The sequence below is a fragment of the Vibrio sp. B1FIG11 genome (assembly GCF_905175335.1).
GTDB lineage: Bacteria > Pseudomonadota > Gammaproteobacteria > Enterobacterales > Vibrionaceae > Vibrio > Vibrio campbellii.
Window position 1 is genome coordinate 3,212,434 of record NZ_HG992751.1, and the last position, 19,632, is coordinate 3,232,065.

At 47.6% G+C, this 19,632-nt stretch carries 5 protein-coding genes, 1 tRNA gene, 5 rRNA genes and 1 riboswitch; of the genes, 3 read left to right on the top strand and 8 right to left on the bottom strand.

The window, feature by feature from the left end; translation table 11 throughout:
- Positions 1–7 precede the first annotated feature (7 nt).
- Complete coding sequence (locus KHO06_RS14915; protein ID WP_212581819.1) at positions 8–1,792, top strand: PglL family O-oligosaccharyltransferase; 1,785 nt, start codon at positions 8–10, stop codon at positions 1,790–1,792.
- Positions 1,793–1,848: 56 nt separating this feature from the next.
- On the opposite strand, the gene KHO06_RS14920 is transcribed toward KHO06_RS14915, so the two are convergent.
- Positions 1,849–2,970: an alanine--glyoxylate aminotransferase family protein gene (locus KHO06_RS14920; protein ID WP_212581820.1), complete on the bottom strand. Its 1,122-nt coding sequence runs from the start codon at positions 2,968–2,970 to the stop codon at positions 1,849–1,851.
- Between the two features lie 222 nt (positions 2,971–3,192).
- Positions 3,193–3,371, top strand: a riboswitch (Lysine riboswitch).
- Between the two features lie 124 nt (positions 3,372–3,495).
- Between KHO06_RS14920 and lysC the strand changes: the two genes are divergently transcribed.
- The gene (gene lysC / locus KHO06_RS14925; protein WP_212581821.1) at positions 3,496–4,848 is read left to right on the top strand and encodes a lysine-sensitive aspartokinase 3; all 1,353 of its coding nucleotides are present in this window, start codon (positions 3,496–3,498) and stop codon (positions 4,846–4,848) included.
- A 67-nt stretch (positions 4,849–4,915) separates the two neighbouring features.
- Here the strand turns inward: lysC and metH are convergent, their stop codons facing one another.
- Positions 4,916–8,596 (bottom strand): methionine synthase, encoded by a 3,681-nt coding sequence (metH, locus tag KHO06_RS14930; RefSeq protein ID WP_212581822.1) that lies wholly within the window; start codon positions 8,594–8,596, stop codon positions 4,916–4,918.
- A 189-nt stretch (positions 8,597–8,785) separates the two neighbouring features.
- Here metH and KHO06_RS14935 point away from each other — a divergent pair, with 189 nt between their 5' ends.
- Positions 8,786–10,111 (top strand): sodium:proton antiporter, encoded by a 1,326-nt coding sequence (locus KHO06_RS14935; RefSeq protein WP_045367700.1) that lies wholly within the window; start codon positions 8,786–8,788, stop codon positions 10,109–10,111.
- A 953-nt stretch (positions 10,112–11,064) separates the two neighbouring features.
- Here KHO06_RS14935 and KHO06_RS14940 read toward each other — a convergent pair.
- The 6 genes from KHO06_RS14940 to KHO06_RS14965 form a co-directional block, all read right to left on the bottom strand.
- Positions 11,065–11,141: transfer RNA gene (locus KHO06_RS14940), tRNA-Asp, on the bottom strand.
- Between the two features lie 31 nt (positions 11,142–11,172).
- Positions 11,173–11,289: ribosomal RNA gene (gene rrf, locus KHO06_RS14945) — 5S ribosomal RNA — on the bottom strand.
- Between the two features lie 87 nt (positions 11,290–11,376).
- Positions 11,377–14,265, bottom strand: a 23S ribosomal RNA gene (locus KHO06_RS14950).
- 299 nt (positions 14,266–14,564) lie between these two features.
- A 16S ribosomal RNA gene (locus tag KHO06_RS14955) occupies positions 14,565–16,117 on the bottom strand.
- Between the two features lie 353 nt (positions 16,118–16,470).
- Positions 16,471–16,587: ribosomal RNA gene (gene rrf / locus KHO06_RS14960) — 5S ribosomal RNA — on the bottom strand.
- Between the two features lie 87 nt (positions 16,588–16,674).
- Positions 16,675–19,563, bottom strand: a 23S ribosomal RNA gene (locus tag KHO06_RS14965).
- The 16S, 23S and 5S rRNA genes sit together here with 1 tRNA gene alongside, the layout of an rRNA operon.
- Positions 19,564–19,632: the final 69 nt, after the last annotated feature.

A 19,632-nucleotide genomic window follows, 5' to 3' on the forward strand; every position in this document is an offset into this window, starting at 1 on the left:
AATAACTATGGCAACTATACACGTCAGTGGAACCAAGCTTTCCCCAGGTAAAGTGCAAGTTCCTCTTAACCGCAAGTTTCTCATCGCGTTAGCAGCACTATTTCTGCTCGCGATGCATTTCTTCATGCCAAATCCGGGTGGCTCTGGACTAGCTCTGTCTTTCAATGCGACCACATGGATTGCGTTCAGCTTTGTACTCGGTATTGGCTGCTATCAACTTGCGACCAACCGTGTGTTACGTTATTCCAAATTAACAATCGGTCTGTTGATCAGTTGTATCATCATGACGCTGCCCATTTTCTATCCCAACGCGGATAGTATGCTCGCAGCAAATAAGCTGATTGGCCTGTGGTGCGGTATGTTGTTCTTCGTCGTACTGCAACAATTCCATTTCAGTAATAAGCATCGCCAACGCTTGTTGTGGTTTATTGTCCTTGCTGTTGTTATCGAAGCGATTTTCGGCTTAACGCAATATCTTTATCTTAAATCAGGAAACGTATTTGGATACGACACGGTAGCTAACCGCCCTTATGGCATCTTCCAGCAACCCAATGTCATGGCAAGCTTCCTTGCGACTGGTTTAGTGATTGCTAGCTATCTACTTGCCCGACAACCTTACAAATACTCTCTTAAACTCAGCGATGTTTACCTGTTGTACGCCGTACCTGTACTGACACTGCCTTTGATTGTTGCCCTTGCCTCTCGCACTGGTTGGCTAGCATCCATCATTGCCATTTTGCTAGTGATTCCATACATGTATCGTTTTGCAACACGTGCGCGCTTTGTTCGTTGGGTAATAGCTATGGCAGCAGGTCTAGCTCTGTCGGTTGTGGTAATAAATATTGCCTTTCCAGATGGAAGCGGCCTAGCTAGCGAAAAAGTGAACATGGAGTCACCGCGTGCTTACACCTTCCCACAAACATTGGACATGGTGATTGAGAAGCCATTCACTGGTTATGGTTACGGCAAGTTTGAGTCAGAATACATGCTATACACAGCACGCCAGCATGCACTTAATGAAAGCTATCCTGCGGGCTTGCCATCGATGGACCACCCACACAATGAGTTGTTGTATTGGGCAGTAGAAGGCGGACTATTACCAATTCTGGGGATCTTTTTGGCAATGGCATTGGTGTTGTATCGCATCTACCAAGCCAAACGCGGTACTCGCTTAGCACTGCTGGCACTGTTTATTCCAATCGTGCTGCACTCGCAATTAGAATATCCCTTCTATCATTCATTGGTGCATTGGCTGATCTTTGTGATTCTGCTTTATTGGGTCGACCAACGAGTTTCTCGTTACCGCCAAGCACCGTTTAGCAAAGTAACCAAAAGTTTATTGCGAGTATGTAGCCTCGTCATTCCAGCAGTATTTACTTTCTATATGGTTAGCGCATTGCACACCAACTATGTCTTAACCAAGTTTGAAACAACGCGCCCGACCAACCCGGACATCTTGAATCAGGTGACAAATCCTGTGGTTTGGAAAGATCGTTTCGATTGGGATGTATACAGTACTTTCTTAAACATCGGCTTATATAAACAAGATCCAACCTTAATTCAGCCTTACATTGATTGGTCTCTGGAAATCATTAAAGACAAGCCACGCCCAGCGTTTTACAACAACTTGATACTGGCATATCAAGGGTTGGATGACACAAGCAAGGCAGAACAAATTCGTGCAGAGGCACAGTTCTTGTTCCCTAAAATTGATTTCAGTGGCGTCAACTATCAGCCACCTTCTCAAGCTATCTCAGCCTCACCAACACCAACGTCCAGCGCTGAGCAATAAATACAAAAAAGCGAAGGAATAACCTTCGCTTTTCTTTACCTCATTACCGAGGCGATTTATTCAGTCAGTGACTCTTCTAAAGCTCGCAAACACAAAGCAACATTTTCAGGTCGAGCACCATAGCCCATCAATCCAATTCGCCATGCTTTACCAGCCAGCGCACCAAGACCTGCACCAATCTCTAGGTTGTAGGTTTCAAGTAAGTGATTACGCACTTCTGCTTCATCAATTCCTTCAGGGACATAAATCGCATTCAATTGCGGTAGTCGATACTCTTCTTCTACCACAAATTCAAAGCCTAGTTTTTGCAAACCCGCTTTAAGCTTCTCATGCATTAACTGGTGACGCGCCCACGCATTTTCTAAACCTTCATTCTTAAGAATAAGTAGAGATTCATGCAGAGCATACAAACTGTTCACAGGTGCAGTGTGGTGATAGCTGCGCTTTCCTTCTCCGCTCCAGTAACCTAATACTAAGCTTTGATCCAAGAACCAGCTTTGAACCGGTGTCGTTCTGGATTGAATCTTCTCAATAGCTGCCGGAGAAAGCGTCACAGGCGATAAACCTGGAACACACGAAAGACATTTTTGGCTACCGGAATACACCGCATCTAACTGCCACTCGTCAACTTTAAGAGGTACACCACCAAGCGAGGTCACAGCATCGACAATCGATAACAAACCGTATTGCTTCGCAAGCTTACCCAGAGCTTGAGCGTCACTTACCGCGCCCGTCGATGTTTCTGCATGAACAAAAGCAAGAATCTTAGCATCAGGGTGCTGCTTTAACGCTTCTTCAACTTTATCGACCGATACAGGCGTTCCCCACTCATCATCGACGACAACCGCTTCCCCACCAGCACGAACCACGTTTTCACGCATACGCTCACCGAAAACACCATTGCGACAGACGATGACCTTGTCGCCCTTTTCAATCAGGTTAACAAAGCACGTTTCCATGCCCGCACTGCCTGGCGCAGAGACGGCGATGGTAAATTCATTTTCTGTTTGGAAAGCGTATTTAAGCAGTTGTTTTAGTTCATCCATCATAGCAATGAAAAGTGGGTCTAGGTGACCAACTGTTGGACGGCTAAGCGCTTGTAAAACTTGAGGTGAAATATCAGATGGACCAGGTCCCATTAAAATACGGTGCGGGGGGATAAAGCTTTGGATCGGCATGTCAGCTCCTTGATTGCAGTCATTCATCCTGAGCGTTATAAAAGTTCTATTCAAAAGGTTGGCTCAGGTATCAAAGTTTTCACCCTAATAGATTTTTCCTCTATCGGCAATTAGTCCTAAGTATAGAGGTCAAACCACTGTCACAAATTCGTTAATAAAACCTTCATAATGGTTGAGATATTGGTTGACAATGTGACAGCAAAACCGTTCAATGTTTAAGCTTTATGCAGAAGAGGAGCACTGCCCAGGCAGGTGATTTGTGGAACCGCAATTCCAATACCAATCACTCAGGGGGAGTAGTGCCGAGGTAAGTCAAAGTTGCAGGATTTGGCTTGTCGGTTGACTTGGGTTGAGTCCCATCAACTGTCATCAGCGCCGTATGATGAAGAGCTTCTGAGGGTAAATTTTCAAATTACATTCTAACTACCTCTCTATTTGCTCTGTTCCTTTCCTCACCAAACATTGGATGTATTAGGCAACCAATTAATTGTTGTTATTTTTTTCAGGAAGTCGTGGGAGAACGCAGTGAGCGCATTTAACGTAGCAAAATTCGGTGGAACCAGTGTTGCCAACTTTGAGGCAATGAGTCGTTGCTCCACTATCATAGAAAACAACCCAAATACTCGCCTTGTGGTTAGCAGCGCTTGCTCAGGTGTCACTAACCTATTGGTTGAACTGGCAAATGGTGTTCAAGACCAAGAACATCGTGCGGAAGTACTTCAGAAACTAGCAGGCATCCACGAATCGATTATGTCGCAACTTGAGGACGCAACCGAAGCTGCGGCAGAGGTTTATTCAATTCTTGATACTGTCACTAGCTTGGCAGAGGCCGCTTCAATCCAAGCAAGCACTAAACTGACCGATCATTTAGTCGCTTGTGGTGAATTAATGTCGACTCATATCCTTGCACAACTAATGCGTGAGCGTGGTGTGAATGCAGTTCGTTTTGATATTCGCGACGTGCTAAAAACCGATGGCAATTTTGGTCGAGCTGAACCTAATGTCGAGACCATTTCACAGCTAGCACAAGAAAGATTGGTACCCCTTTGCCAAGAATACGTGGTTATCACCCAAGGTTTTATTGGCTCAGATGAAGAAGGTAATACCACCACGCTTGGCCGTGGCGGCAGTGACTACAGTGCAGCACTCATTGCAGAAGGTGTGAAAGCAGCAGGTCTAGAGATTTGGACTGACGTTCCGGGCATCTACACCACTGATCCACGTATCGCCTCAAAAGCAGCGCCAATCCCAGAGATCAGCTTTAGCGAAGCATCAGAGATGGCAAACTTTGGCGCAAAGATCCTGCACCCTTCAACATTGGTTCCAGCTCTTCGTCACGACATTCCGGTATTTGTTGGGTCATCTAAAGAGCCGGAAAAAGGCGGCACATGGATTCGCCATCAAGTAGAGAGTTCGCCTTTATTCCGAGCACTTGCTCTTCGCTGCAACCAAACCATGGTGACATTACGCAGTGCTAACATGTTCCACGCTTACGGCTTCTTAGCTAAAGTATTTGAGATCCTAGCGAAGCACAAAATCTCAGTAGATCTGATCACCACATCTGAAATCAGTGTGTCACTCACTCTTGATCAAACAGACACGTCTGGCGGCGCTCCTCAGTTACCACAAGCCGCGCGTGAAGAGCTTGAAGAGCTATGTAAAGTAGAAGTGGAACACGACCTATGTCTCGTCGCTCTGATTGGTAACAACATGAGTGAAAGTAAAGGCTACGCGAAGCAAGTATTTGGCACGCTAGAAGACTTCAACCTACGTATGATCTGTTATGGAGCAAGTCCGCATAACCTGTGCTTCCTTGTTCACGAGTCTGTATCTCGCCAAGCGATCCAAAAACTGCATACTGAATTGTTCGAGCAATAAAAACTCTTTCATTCACTAATAAACAAGGGCTGCACATGGCAGCCCTTTTAGTTTCTATATGGTTTGATTAACCGTTAATGTTGGGACCTAACCATTTCTCCGCTTCGATCCTATCCCAGCCTTTACGATCAGCATAACTTTGCAACTGATCCTCTTGGATCTGAGCGATCGCAAAGTAACGAGAGTCAGGATGCGAGAAGTACCAGCCCGATACGGATGCTCCGGGATACATCGCATAGCTCGATGTCAGTGACATGCCAATGTTTTCTTCAACATTCATAAGCTCCCAAAGCGGTCCTTTTTCAGTATGCTCTGGACAGGCAGGATAGCCTGGAGCAGGTCGAATACCTTGGTATTTCTCACGAATCAGTTCTTCATTCGACAGCTCTTCATCCGCAGCGTAACCCCAAATATCTTTACGCACACGCTCATGTAGATACTCAGCAAATGCTTCCGCCAGACGGTCCGCTACCGCTTGAATCATGATGGCATTGTAATCATCACCCTGTGCTTTGTATTCGTCGGCAAGTTCGCGTTCACCGATACCGCCGGTTACAGCAAAAGCACCAACCCAATCGTGCTTACCAGACTCTTTCGGGGCAACATAATCCGACAGGCAGTAGTTGAAGCCTTTTGGTTTCTCCGTCTGCTGGCGCAAGTTATGCAGCACTTTCGCCACTTCTGTACGCGATTCGTCGGTGTAGACTTCGATATCATCACCCACGCTTGCTGCAGGGAACAGACCACACATGCCGCGCGCTTTGAGTAACCCTTCACGCTCAACACGATCTAGTAGTTCGTTAGCATCTTTGTACAGGCGTTGAGCCTCTTCACCCACTTCTTCATGGTCAAAGATTGTTGGATACTTGCCGACTAACGACCAAGTCATAAAGAAAGGCGTCCAGTCGATGTACTTACGCAAAGTAGACACTTCAAAGTCATCAAAAATATGGATACCCGGCTTCGCAGGAGCAGGAGGTGTGTACTTATCCCAATCAATCGCGACTTTGTTCGCTCGTGCTTCTTCTAGAGTAACAGGCTTGGTGCGCGGCTTCTTACGATTATGCTGCTCACGTACGCGTTCATAGTCCACGTCCAGTTTCTCAACAAAGCCAGGACGAAGTTCGTCTGAAAGTAATGAAGTACATACACCGACCGCACGAGAAGCGTTATTGACGTAAACCACAGGATGTTTGTAGTTCTGCTCAATCTTAACTGCCGTATGCGCTTTGGATGTTGTTGCACCACCAATCAGAAGTGGAAGATCGAAATCAAGACGCTCCATTTCTTTCGCTACATGCACCATTTCATCGAGGGACGGAGTGATCAAACCAGAAAGACCAATAATGTCGACGTTTTCTTCTTTGGCCACCTTGAGGATCTTCTCACATGGGACCATGACGCCAAGATCGATGATCTCGTAGTTGTTACATTGCAGAACCACGCCAACAATGTTCTTACCGATATCGTGCACGTCACCTTTTACCGTAGCCAGTAAGATCTTACCGTTGGAAGACCCCGCTTGCTTCTCTTTATTAATGAAAGGCTCTAAGTGCGCTACGGCCTGCTTCATAACACGCGCAGATTTCACTACCTGAGGAAGGAACATCTTACCTTCACCAAATAAGTCACCCACCACGTTCATGCCGTCCATCAATGGACCTTCAATTACTTCAAGTGGCTTAGAGGCATTGAGGCGAGCTTCTTCGGTATCTTCGACGATGAACTCAGTAATGCCTTTAACCAGCGCATGCTCTAGACGTTTTTCTACCGCCCAAGCACGCCACTCTAGTGCAGAAGCATCTTCTTCTTTACCAACGCCTTTACCTGCATATTCTGCTGCAATATCAAGTAGCCTCTCGGTCGAATCATCACGACGGTTAAGAACCACATCTTCTACCGCTTCACGTAACTTATCTGGAACGTTATCGTAAATTTCCAACTGACCCGCATTAACGATGCCCATGTCCATACCATTTTTAAAACAATGGTATAGGAATACCGCGTGAATCGCTTCACGAACGTAGTTATTACCGCGGAATGAGAAGGAAACGTTAGAAACACCACCCGAGATCATCGCGTGAGGCAAGTCGCGCTTGATGTCTGCAACCGCTTCGATGAAATCCACAGCGTAGTTGTTGTGCTCTTCGATACCCGTCGCAACTGCAAAGATGTTCGGGTCAAAGATGATGTCTTCTGGTGGGAAGCCGACTTCATCAACCAAGATACGGTAAGCGTTGGTACAGATTTCGAGCTTACGTTCACGTGTTTCTGCCTGACCAACTTCGTCAAACGCCATAACGATAACTGCAGCACCATAGCGACGAATCAGTTTTGCTTGCTCAACAAACTTCTCTTTACCTTCTTTCAAAGAGATGGAGTTTACGATGCCCTTGCCCTGAATACACTTCAGACCCGCCTCGATAACCTCCCATTTAGAAGAGTCGACCATGATAGGCACTTTAGAGATCTCAGGCTCAGATGCGCATAGGTTTAGGAAGCGAACCATACAGGCTTCTGCATCCAACATGCCTTCATCCATGTTGATGTCGATGATCTGAGCGCCGTTCTCAACTTGTTGTCGGGCGACCTCTAACGCTTCATCATAGAGTTCTTCTTTGATCAGACGTTTAAATCGAGCAGAACCAGTTACGTTAGTACGTTCACCCACGTTGATAAACAGCGTCTCTTTTTCAATAGTAAGAGGCTCAAGACCGGATAAACGACACGCAACCGTAAGCTCAGGCAAATCACGAGGTTTCACACCTTCAACTGCCATTGCCATATGGCGAATATGCTCTGGCGTGGTACCACAACAACCACCAATTAGGTTGAGGAAACCGCTCTCCGCCCACTCTTTAACGTGTTCCGCCATATCTTCTGGCGAAAGGTCATACTCGCCAAAAGCGTTCGGTAGACCCGCGTTTGGGTGAGTAGAAACAAAAGATTCAGAAATACGAGAAAGCTCTTCTACGTACGGGCGCAGTTCATCAGGACCAAGCGCACAGTTCAAACCAAATGAAATAGGGTTAACATGACGAAGAGAGTTATAGAAGGCTTCCGTTGTTTGACCAGAAAGCGTACGTCCAGAAGCATCGGTAATGGTACCGGAGATCATAACTGGCAACTCGATGCCTAGTTCTTCGAAGACGCTATCAACCGCGAAGGCACAAGCTTTCGCGTTAAGTGTATCGAAGATAGTCTCGATCAGAATAAGGTCAGAGCCACCTTTGATCAGCGCTCGAGTTGATTCTGAATAAGCTTCAACAAGCTCATCGAAGCTGACGTTACGATAGCCCGGATCGTTTACATCAGGGGAGATAGAACAAGTACGGTTTGTTGGACCAAGCACACCCGCGACATAACGTGGGCGCTCTGGCGTTTTTGCCGTCCACTCATCAGCGGCTTCACGCGCAAGCTTTGCTGCGGCAAAGTTGATTTCCTCACTCAGGCTTTCCATCTCATAGTCAGCCATTGCAATCGTCGTCGCGTTAAAAGTGTTGGTCTCAAGAATATCAGCGCCTGCTTCTAAGTAAGCGCTGTGAATTTCTTTAATCAATTGAGGCTGAGTAAGCACCAACAAATCGTTGTTGCCTTTTAGATCACAATGCCAATCCGCAAAGCGCTCTCCTCGATAGTCTTGCTCTTCAAGTTTGTATCCCTGAATCATGGTGCCCATACCACCATCGATCAGCAAGATACGTTGCTTTAATTGAGCTTCAATCTGTTGTCTTACATTACTTCCCACAGTACAGCCTCATTCCTTTAGTTATCTCTCCATCCTATCACACAAATTAAAGGAGTCTAGACGTCTAAAATGCGAATTACTGATTATTTTGTCTCCGTCGAGTTACAAAATAATCTCGAAAAAATGTTTGCTATTTAGTCAACATCGTCCGAGAATTCCATTCATAAAATGTTACAAATAGAGAGCTCTATGTCGGTCTATCATACTTTATGTTTTCTATCTGCAGCGGCAATGGTTATTGCCTTTGTAAACAGTAAGATAGGAAAGATGCAAACCACCATCGCAATCACTGCCGGTTCGATGATTCTTTCACTCCTCATTCTAATCGCAGGTCAAAATGATTGGTTTCATCTCACCGAGATAGCAACCGAAACCGTTACCAGCATTAATTTCGAAGACTTTCTTCTCAAAGGCATCCTTGGATTCCTACTTTTTGCCGGTGGCTTGGGGATCAAACTCCCTAACCTCAAAGACCAAAAGTGGGAGATCACCGTACTCGCTTTAGGCGCAACGCTCTTCTCAACCTTCTTCATTGGTTTTGTGCTTTACGGCTTCTGCCAAGTTATCGGTATTCAATTCGATCTTGTTTACTGCTTACTCTTCGGTGCGCTTATCTCTCCTACCGACCCGATTGCAGTTCTCGCCATTGTCAAAAAGCTTAATGCCCCAAGACGTATCTCGACACAGATAGAAGGTGAATCTCTGTTTAACGACGGATTTGGCCTCGTGATCTTCGTGACACTCTTCACCATCGCGTTCGGTACCGAAGCACCAACAGTAGGCAGCGTTACACATCTGTTTATTCAAGAAGCTATCGGAGGCATTGTTTACGGCTTCGTATTAGGTTTGATTTTCCACTACCTAATCAGTGCAACTGATGACCACTCAATGGAACTGCTGCTTACTATTGGTGTTCCTACCGCTGGTTACGCATTTGCAGAATATCTTCACGTATCGGGACCGCTAGCAATGGTGGTGTCGGGCATCATGATTGGTAACTGGACGCGCTTTATTGGCTTCTCGAAAGAGAGTGAAGATCATCTAGACCACTTCTGGGAGCTAGTTGATGAATTCCTAAATGGCGTCTTGTTCCTACTGATCGGTATGTCGATGCTACTGTTCGAATTCCACAAAGAAGACTGGATTATGATGGCTATTTCAGTACCACTGGTACTCACTGCTCGCTATCTCAGTGTATTTCTCTCTTATATTGGCTTTAAGCGCTACAGAAAATACAACCCATGGTCAGTGAAGATCCTTACTTGGGGTGGTTTGCGTGGTGGTCTTGCATTAGCAATGGCACTATCAATCCCTTCCGGCATCTTGGTTATCCCAGAGAAACTGATTGATGTAAAAGAGATCATCATGGTCATGACTTACTCAGTGGTAGTGTTCTCAATCCTTATTCAAGGCTCAACTATTACACCAATGATTGAGAAGGCAAAACAAGCAGAGAAAGAAATAGAAGCAGAAGGCTCAGTTGAGCCACAAGAAGCAAAAGCTTCTCAAGAATAAATACTTTTATAATTATCAAAACTAGGCAGCCATATGGCTGCCTTTTTTGTGCCTAAAGTCTAGGTGTCTACAACAAAAACAATACACTGAGACCAACCTACCTTTAGTAACTTCACGCAGCGCTTCTTAATCCATACTTATGTATATAGACCAATGTAACACTAAGAGCAGAGTCGCTAGTAACTTACCAAATTGAAAAGAAGAAGCGCTTCCTCTCCATACAATGAAACAACTCGGAGATTGAGCTGTGAATGAATTAACGGAAGATAGAGGTCTTCAGGCTAAAGCCAACTCTACAGAAATTAGTGAAGACGACTAGACAAGAGCTATAGAGTTCATCTACTCAAACATCAAAATCTTTACTAGATAAGGATAAGACGATCTAAATGAGCTGATAAGTTTGAACCGATTACATGCTAGCTAAACTTTATTAGAGAATTAACAAGCCCATAGATACAAAACATTGTCTCTTAGTATTTTCCTGAGTAAGAGAAATTAAATCGGGAACGCCTGAAGAAGCGATTGACTAAGAGAAAACTCTTTGGAGATCTACTCCCTAAAAGGGAACTCATTATTCTCTAGAAACGATGAAAACAGTTCGAAGACTGGGGTTCTAAATAAGAGGCGGAGCGGCTGGGCTTGCACTCAATTGGACTCGTACACGAGCGGGACTCATTGGTCATAGACCAATCGCAAATACGAAAAGACCACAGTATTTCTGCTGAGGACTGTAATAAGTGGCTGACGGCCGGGGTTGCGGGCAACCGGGACTCATTCCCTGAAAGGAAAATTATTATGCTCAAAAACGACGAAACCCAGTCCGGAGACTGGGTTTCTAAATAAGTGGCAGAGCGGCTGGGCTTGCACGCAAGCGGGACTCGTTGGTCGTAGACCAAAATAATAGCGCAAACGAAAAAGCCCTAGCATTTCTGCTAGGGCTTTGTCTGAATAAGTGGCGGAGCGGACGGGACTCGAACCCGCGACCCCCGGCGTGACAGGCCGGTATTCTAACCAACTGAACTACCGCTCCGCACTGGTTAGACCTAAAGTCTAAATTTAAAGCCTGGCGATGTCCTACTCTCACATGGGGAAGCCCCACACTACCATCGGCGCTAATTCGTTTCACTTCTGAGTTCGGAATGGAAGTCAGGTGGGTCCAAATCGCTATGGTCGCCAAGCAAATTCTTTAATTCGGAAAGCTGTTTCAGTTCTTACACATTCAATTCGTTCTTGCTTTGAGTCCATCAAAACCCCTTGGGTGTTGTATGGTTAAGCCTCACGGGCAATTAGTACAGGTTAGCTCAACGCCTCACAACGCTTACACACCCTGCCTATCAACGTTCTAGTCTCGAACAACCCTTTAGGATACTTAAAGTATCAGGGAAGACTCATCTCAGGGCTCGCTTCCCGCTTAGATGCTTTCAGCGGTTATCGATTCCGAACTTAGCTACCGGGCAATGCGTCTGGCGACACAACCCGAACACCAGAGGTTCGTCCACTCCGGTCCTCTCGTACTAGGAGCAGCCCCCTTCAATCTTCCAACGCCCACGGCAGATAGGGACCGAACTGTCTCACGACGTTCTAAACCCAGCTCGCGTACCACTTTAAATGGCGAACAGCCATACCCTTGGGACCGACTTCAGCCCCAGGATGTGATGAGCCGACATCGAGGTGCCAAACACCGCCGTCGATATGAACTCTTGGGCGGTATCAGCCTGTTATCCCCGGAGTACCTTTTATCCGTTGAGCGATGGCCCTTCCATTCAGAACCACCGGATCACTATGACCTGCTTTCGCACCTGCTCGAATTGTCATTCTCGCAGTCAAGCGGGCTTATGCCATTGCACTAACCTCACGATGTCCAACCGTGATTAGCCCACCTTCGTGCTCCTCCGTTACGCTTTGGGAGGAGACCGCCCCAGTCAAACTACCCACCAGGCACTGTCCGCAACCCCGATGAGGGGTCAACGTTAGAACATCAACACTACAAGGGTGGTATTTCAAGGACGGCTCCACTAATACTGGCGTACTAGTTTCAAAGCCTCCCACCTATCCTACACATGTAGGGTCAATGTTCAGTGCCAAGCTGTAGTAAAGGTTCACGGGGTCTTTCCGTCTAGCCGCGGGTACACTGCATCTTCACAGCGATTTCAATTTCACTGAGTCTCGGGTGGAGACAGCGTGGCCATCATTACGCCATTCGTGCAGGTCGGAACTTACCCGACAAGGAATTTCGCTACCTTAGGACCGTTATAGTTACGGCCGCCGTTTACCGGGGCTTCGATCAAGAGCTTCGACCGAAGTCTAACCCCATCAATTAACCTTCCGGCACCGGGCAGGCGTCACACCGTATACGTCATCTTACGATTTTGCACAGTGCTGTGTTTTTAATAAACAGTTGCAGCCACCTGGTATCTGCGACTCTCAATAGCTCCATCCGCAAGGGACTTCACCGTCGAGAGCGTACCTTCTCCCGAAGTTACGGTACCATTTTGCCTAGTTCCTTCACCCGAGTTCTCTCAAGCGCCTTGGTATTCTCTACCCGACCACCTGTGTCGGTTTGGGGTACGATTCCTTACAATCTGAAGCTTAGAGGCTTTTCCTGGAAGCATGGCATCAATGACTTCACTACCGTAGTAGCTCGACGTCGTGTCTCAGCCTTAAGAAGAGCCGGATTTACCTAACTCTTCAGCCTACGCACTTGAACCTGGACAACCGTCGCCAGGCCCACCTAGCCTTCTCCGTCCCCCCATCGCAATTGTAAGAAGTACGGGAATATTAACCCGTTTCCCATCGACTACGCCTTTCGGCCTCGCCTTAGGGGTCGACTTACCCTGCCCCGATTAACGTTGGACAGGAACCCTTGGTCTTCCGGCGAGGAGGTTTTTCACCCCCTTTATCGTTACTCATGTCAGCATTCGCACTTCTGATACGTCCAGCATGCGTTACCACACACCTTCAACCGCTTACAGAACGCTCCCCTACCCAATGCACAAAGTGCATTGCCGCAGCTTCGGTTTACTACTTAGCCCCGTTACATCTTCCGCGCAGGCCGACTCGACCAGTGAGCTATTACGCTTTCTTTAAATGATGGCTGCTTCTAAGCCAACATCCTGGCTGTCTGAGCCTTCCCACATCGTTTCCCACTTAGTAGTAATTTGGGACCTTAGCTGGCGGTCTGGGTTGTTTCCCTCTCCACGACGGACGTTAGCACCCGCCGTGTGTCTCCCGGATAGTACTTACTGGTATTCGGAGTTTGCAAAGGGTTGGTAAGTCGGGATGACCCCCTAGCCTTAACAGTGCTCTACCCCCAGTAGTATTCGTCCGAGGCGCTACCTAAATAGCTTTCGGGGAGAACCAGCTATCTCCAGGTTTGATTGGCCTTTCACCCCTAGCCACAAGTCATCCGCTAATTTTTCAACATTAGTCGGTTCGGTCCTCCAGTTGATGTTACTCAACCTTCAACCTGCCCATGGCTAGATCACCTGGTTTCGGGTCTATATCCAGAGACTGAACGCCCAGTTAAGACTCGGTTTCCCTACGGCTCCCCTAGATGGTTAACCTTGCCACTGAATATAAGTCGCTGACCCATTATACAAAAGGTACGCAGTCACACCACGAAGGTGCTCCTACTGCTTGTACGTACACGGTTTCAGGTTCTATTTCACTCCCCTCACAGGGGTTCTTTTCGCCTTTCCCTCACGGTACTGGTTCACTATCGGTCAGTCAGTAGTATTTAGCCTTGGAGGATGGTCCCCCCATATTCAGACAGGATATCACGTGTCCCGCCCTACTCGATTTCACTTTAAATGCGTTGCCGGTTACGGGGCTATCACCCTGTATCGCACAACTTTCCAGAAGTTTCACCTGACGCATAAAAAGCTTAAGGGCTAATCCAATTTCGCTCGCCGCTACTTTCGGAATCTCGGTTGATTTCTTTTCCTCGGGGTACTTAGATGTTTCAGTTCCCCCGGTTCGCCTCGCTACGCTATGTATTCACGCAGCGATACTTACTTATGTAAGTGGGTTTCCCCATTCGGAAATCCCAGACTCAAATGGTTTTTACTACCTAATCTGGGCTTATCGCAAGTTAATACGTCCTTCATCGCCTCTGACTGCCAAGGCATCCACCGTGTACGCTTAGTCACTTAACCATACAACCCGAAGGAGTTTCGAATTGAAGTTAAACAACCAAAGTTGCTATCTCATTATTTGAATGAGCGAGATAGCTTTCGATTTTGCCGGACTCAAATATGTTTTGCTTTCACAAAACCCAAGAACACTTGAATGTGTTGTATTGGTGTTTGTCATAAAGACAAACATTGAGAACTTTACAAACAATCTTAAAGATTGTTTTGTCAGCTTTCCAAATTGTTAAAGAGCTATGTTAGCTACAAGCTTTCGCTTGTGAACTATCAATCTGTGTGGACACTCATCGTGAGTAATCATCGTATAAGGAGGTGATCCAGCGCCAGGTTCCCCTAGCGCTACCTTGTTACGACTTCACCCCAGTCATGAACCACAAAGTGGTAAGCGTCCTCCCGAAGGTTAAACTACCTACTTCTTTTGCAGCCCACTCCCATGGTGTGACGGGCGGTGTGTACAAGGCCCGGGAACGTATTCACCGTGGCATTCTGATCCACGATTACTAGCGATTCCGACTTCACGGAGTCGAGTTGCAGACTCCGATCCGGACTACGACGCACTTTTTGGGATTCGCTCACTCTCGCAAGTTGGCCGCCCTCTGTATGCGCCATTGTAGCACGTGTGTAGCCCTACTCGTAAGGGCCATGATGACTTGACGTCGTCCCCACCTTCCTCCGGTTTATCACCGGCAGTCTCCCTGGAGTTCCCGACATTACTCGCTGGCAAACAAGGATAAGGGTTGCGCTCGTTGCGGGACTTAACCCAACATTTCACAACACGAGCTGACGACAGCCATGCAGCACCTGTCTCAGAGTTCCCGAAGGCACCAATCCATCTCTGGAAAGTTCTCTGGATGTCAAGAGTAGGTAAGGTTCTTCGCGTTGCATCGAATTAAACCACATGCTCCACCGCTTGTGCGGGCCCCCGTCAATTCATTTGAGTTTTAATCTTGCGACCGTACTCCCCAGGCGGTCTACTTAACGCGTTAGCTCCGAAAGCCACGGCTCAAGGCCACAACCTCCAAGTAGACATCGTTTACGGCGTGGACTACCAGGGTATCTAATCCTGTTTGCTCCCCACGCTTTCGCATCTGAGTGTCAGTATCTGTCCAGGGGGCCGCCTTCGCCACCGGTATTCCTTCAGATCTCTACGCATTTCACCGCTACACCTGAAATTCTACCCCCCTCTACAGTACTCTAGTCTGCCAGTTTCAAATGCAATTCCGAGGTTGAGCCCCGGGCTTTCACATCTGACTTAACAAACCACCTGCATGCGCTTTACGCCCAGTAATTCCGATTAACGCTCGCACCCTCCGTATTACCGCGGCTGCTGGCACGGAGTTAGCCGGTGCTTCTTCTGTCGCTAACGTCAAATAATGCAGCTATTAACTACACTACCTTCCTCACGACTGAAAGTGCTTTACAACCCGAAGGCCTTCTTCACACACGCGGCATGGCTGCATCAGGCTTGCGCCCATTGTGCAATATTCCCCACTGCTGCCTCCCGTAGGAGTCTGGACCGTGTCTCAGTTCCAGTGTGGCTGATCATCCTCTCAGACCAGCTAGGGATCGTCGCCTTGGTGAGCCCTTACCTCACCAACTAGCTAATCCCACCTAGGCATATCCTGACGCGAGAGGCCCGAAGGTCCCCCTCTTTGGCCCGTAGGCGTTATGCGGTATTAGCCATCGTTTCCAATGGTTATCCCCCACATCAGGGCAATTTCCTAGGCATTACTCACCCGTCCGCCGCTCGACGCCGTTATCGTTCCCCGAAGGTTCAGATAACTCGTTTCCGCTCGACTTGCATGTGTTAGGCCTGCCGCCAGCGTTCAATCTGAGCCATGATCAAACTCTTCAATTTAAGATTTTTTCGGCTCAATGAATACTGAACATTACATAAAGTAATGTTTGAATTGACTGTGCTGAATCTTTCGATTCAATGGTCACTTCGTATCATTGAAACCTAATTTGAAGCCGAAGCTTCTAATTGGATTATCATCAACGAGTGCCCACACAGATTGATAGGTCTATATTGTTAAAGAGCTTGGCTTTCAGTGCCTTAGCACTTAAGCGAGGTGCGTATAATACGCTTTCCACTTTGAAAGTCAACATAAAACTCTAAAATAATTTAGAACTTTATGGTGACTTGCTTAAATCTTAAGCAAGTGCGCTATTTTTTCTTCACTTTTTTAAAAAGTGAAAAGAAAATTAAAAGCCTGGCGATGTCCTACTCTCACATGGGGAAGCCCCACACTACCATCGGCGCTAATTCGTTTCACTTCTGAGTTCGGAATGGAAGTCAGGTGGGTCCAAATCGCTATGGTCGCCAAGCAAATTCTTTAATTCGGAAAGCTGTTTCAGTTCTTACACATTCAATTCGTTCTTGCTTTGAGTCCATCAAAACCCCTTGGGTGTTGTATGGTTAAGCCTCACGGGCAATTAGTACAGGTTAGCTCAACGCCTCACAACGCTTACACACCCTGCCTATCAACGTTCTAGTCTCGAACAACCCTTTAGGATACTTAAAGTATCAGGGAAGACTCATCTCAGGGCTCGCTTCCCGCTTAGATGCTTTCAGCGGTTATCGATTCCGAACTTAGCTACCGGGCAATGCGTCTGGCGACACAACCCGAACACCAGAGGTTCGTCCACTCCGGTCCTCTCGTACTAGGAGCAGCCCCCTTCAATCTTCCAACGCCCACGGCAGATAGGGACCGAACTGTCTCACGACGTTCTAAACCCAGCTCGCGTACCACTTTAAATGGCGAACAGCCATACCCTTGGGACCGACTTCAGCCCCAGGATGTGATGAGCCGACATCGAGGTGCCAAACACCGCCGTCGATATGAACTCTTGGGCGGTATCAGCCTGTTATCCCCGGAGTACCTTTTATCCGTTGAGCGATGGCCCTTCCATTCAGAACCACCGGATCACTATGACCTGCTTTCGCACCTGCTCGAATTGTCATTCTCGCAGTCAAGCGGGCTTATGCCATTGCACTAACCTCACGATGTCCAACCGTGATTAGCCCACCTTCGTGCTCCTCCGTTACGCTTTGGGAGGAGACCGCCCCAGTCAAACTACCCACCAGGCACTGTCCGCAACCCCGATGAGGGGTCAACGTTAGAACATCAACACTACAAGGGTGGTATTTCAAGGACGGCTCCACTAATACTGGCGTACTAGTTTCAAAGCCTCCCACCTATCCTACACATGTAGGGTCAATGTTCAGTGCCAAGCTGTAGTAAAGGTTCACGGGGTCTTTCCGTCTAGCCGCGGGTACACTGCATCTTCACAGCGATTTCAATTTCACTGAGTCTCGGGTGGAGACAGCGTGGCCATCATTACGCCATTCGTGCAGGTCGGAACTTACCCGACAAGGAATTTCGCTACCTTAGGACCGTTATAGTTACGGCCGCCGTTTACCGGGGCTTCGATCAAGAGCTTCGACCGAAGTCTAACCCCATCAATTAACCTTCCGGCACCGGGCAGGCGTCACACCGTATACGTCATCTTACGATTTTGCACAGTGCTGTGTTTTTAATAAACAGTTGCAGCCACCTGGTATCTGCGACTCTCAATAGCTCCATCCGCAAGGGACTTCACCGTCGAGAGCGTACCTTCTCCCGAAGTTACGGTACCATTTTGCCTAGTTCCTTCACCCGAGTTCTCTCAAGCGCCTTGGTATTCTCTACCCGACCACCTGTGTCGGTTTGGGGTACGATTCCTTACAATCTGAAGCTTAGAGGCTTTTCCTGGAAGCATGGCATCAATGACTTCACTACCGTAGTAGCTCGACGTCGTGTCTCAGCCTTAAGAAGAGCCGGATTTACCTAACTCTTCAGCCTACGCACTTGAACCTGGACAACCGTCGCCAGGCCCACCTAGCCTTCTCCGTCCCCCCATCGCAATTGTAAGAAGTACGGGAATATTAACCCGTTTCCCATCGACTACGCCTTTCGGCCTCGCCTTAGGGGTCGACTTACCCTGCCCCGATTAACGTTGGACAGGAACCCTTGGTCTTCCGGCGAGGAGGTTTTTCACCCCCTTTATCGTTACTCATGTCAGCATTCGCACTTCTGATACGTCCAGCATGCGTTACCACACACCTTCAACCGCTTACAGAACGCTCCCCTACCCAATGCACAAAGTGCATTGCCGCAGCTTCGGTTTACTACTTAGCCCCGTTACATCTTCCGCGCAGGCCGACTCGACCAGTGAGCTATTACGCTTTCTTTAAATGATGGCTGCTTCTAAGCCAACATCCTGGCTGTCTGAGCCTTCCCACATCGTTTCCCACTTAGTAGTAATTTGGGACCTTAGCTGGCGGTCTGGGTTGTTTCCCTCTCCACGACGGACGTTAGCACCCGCCGTGTGTCTCCCGGATAGTACTTACTGGTATTCGGAGTTTGCAAAGGGTTGGTAAGTCGGGATGACCCCCTAGCCTTAACAGTGCTCTACCCCCAGTAGTATTCGTCCGAGGCGCTACCTAAATAGCTTTCGGGGAGAACCAGCTATCTCCAGGTTTGATTGGCCTTTCACCCCTAGCCACAAGTCATCCGCTAATTTTTCAACATTAGTCGGTTCGGTCCTCCAGTTGATGTTACTCAACCTTCAACCTGCCCATGGCTAGATCACCTGGTTTCGGGTCTATATCCAGAGACTGAACGCCCAGTTAAGACTCGGTTTCCCTACGGCTCCCCTAGATGGTTAACCTTGCCACTGAATATAAGTCGCTGACCCATTATACAAAAGGTACGCAGTCACACCACGAAGGTGCTCCTACTGCTTGTACGTACACGGTTTCAGGTTCTATTTCACTCCCCTCACAGGGGTTCTTTTCGCCTTTCCCTCACGGTACTGGTTCACTATCGGTCAGTCAGTAGTATTTAGCCTTGGAGGATGGTCCCCCCATATTCAGACAGGATATCACGTGTCCCGCCCTACTCGATTTCACTTTAAATGCGTTGCCGGTTACGGGGCTATCACCCTGTATCGCACAACTTTCCAGAAGTTTCACCTGACGCATAAAAAGCTTAAGGGCTAGTCCAATTTCGCTCGCCGCTACTTTCGGAATCTCGGTTGATTTCTTTTCCTCGGGGTACTTAGATGTTTCAGTTCCCCCGGTTCGCCTCGCTACGCTATGTATTCACGCAGCGATACTTACTTATGTAAGTGGGTTTCCCCATTCGGAAATCCCAGACTCAAATGGTTTTTACTACCTAATCTGGGCTTATCGCAAGTTAATACGTCCTTCATCGCCTCTGACTGCCAAGGCATCCACCGTGTACGCTTAGTCACTTAACCATACAACCCGAAGGAGTTTCGAATTGAAGTTAAACAACCAAAGTTGCTATCTCATTATTTGAATGAGCG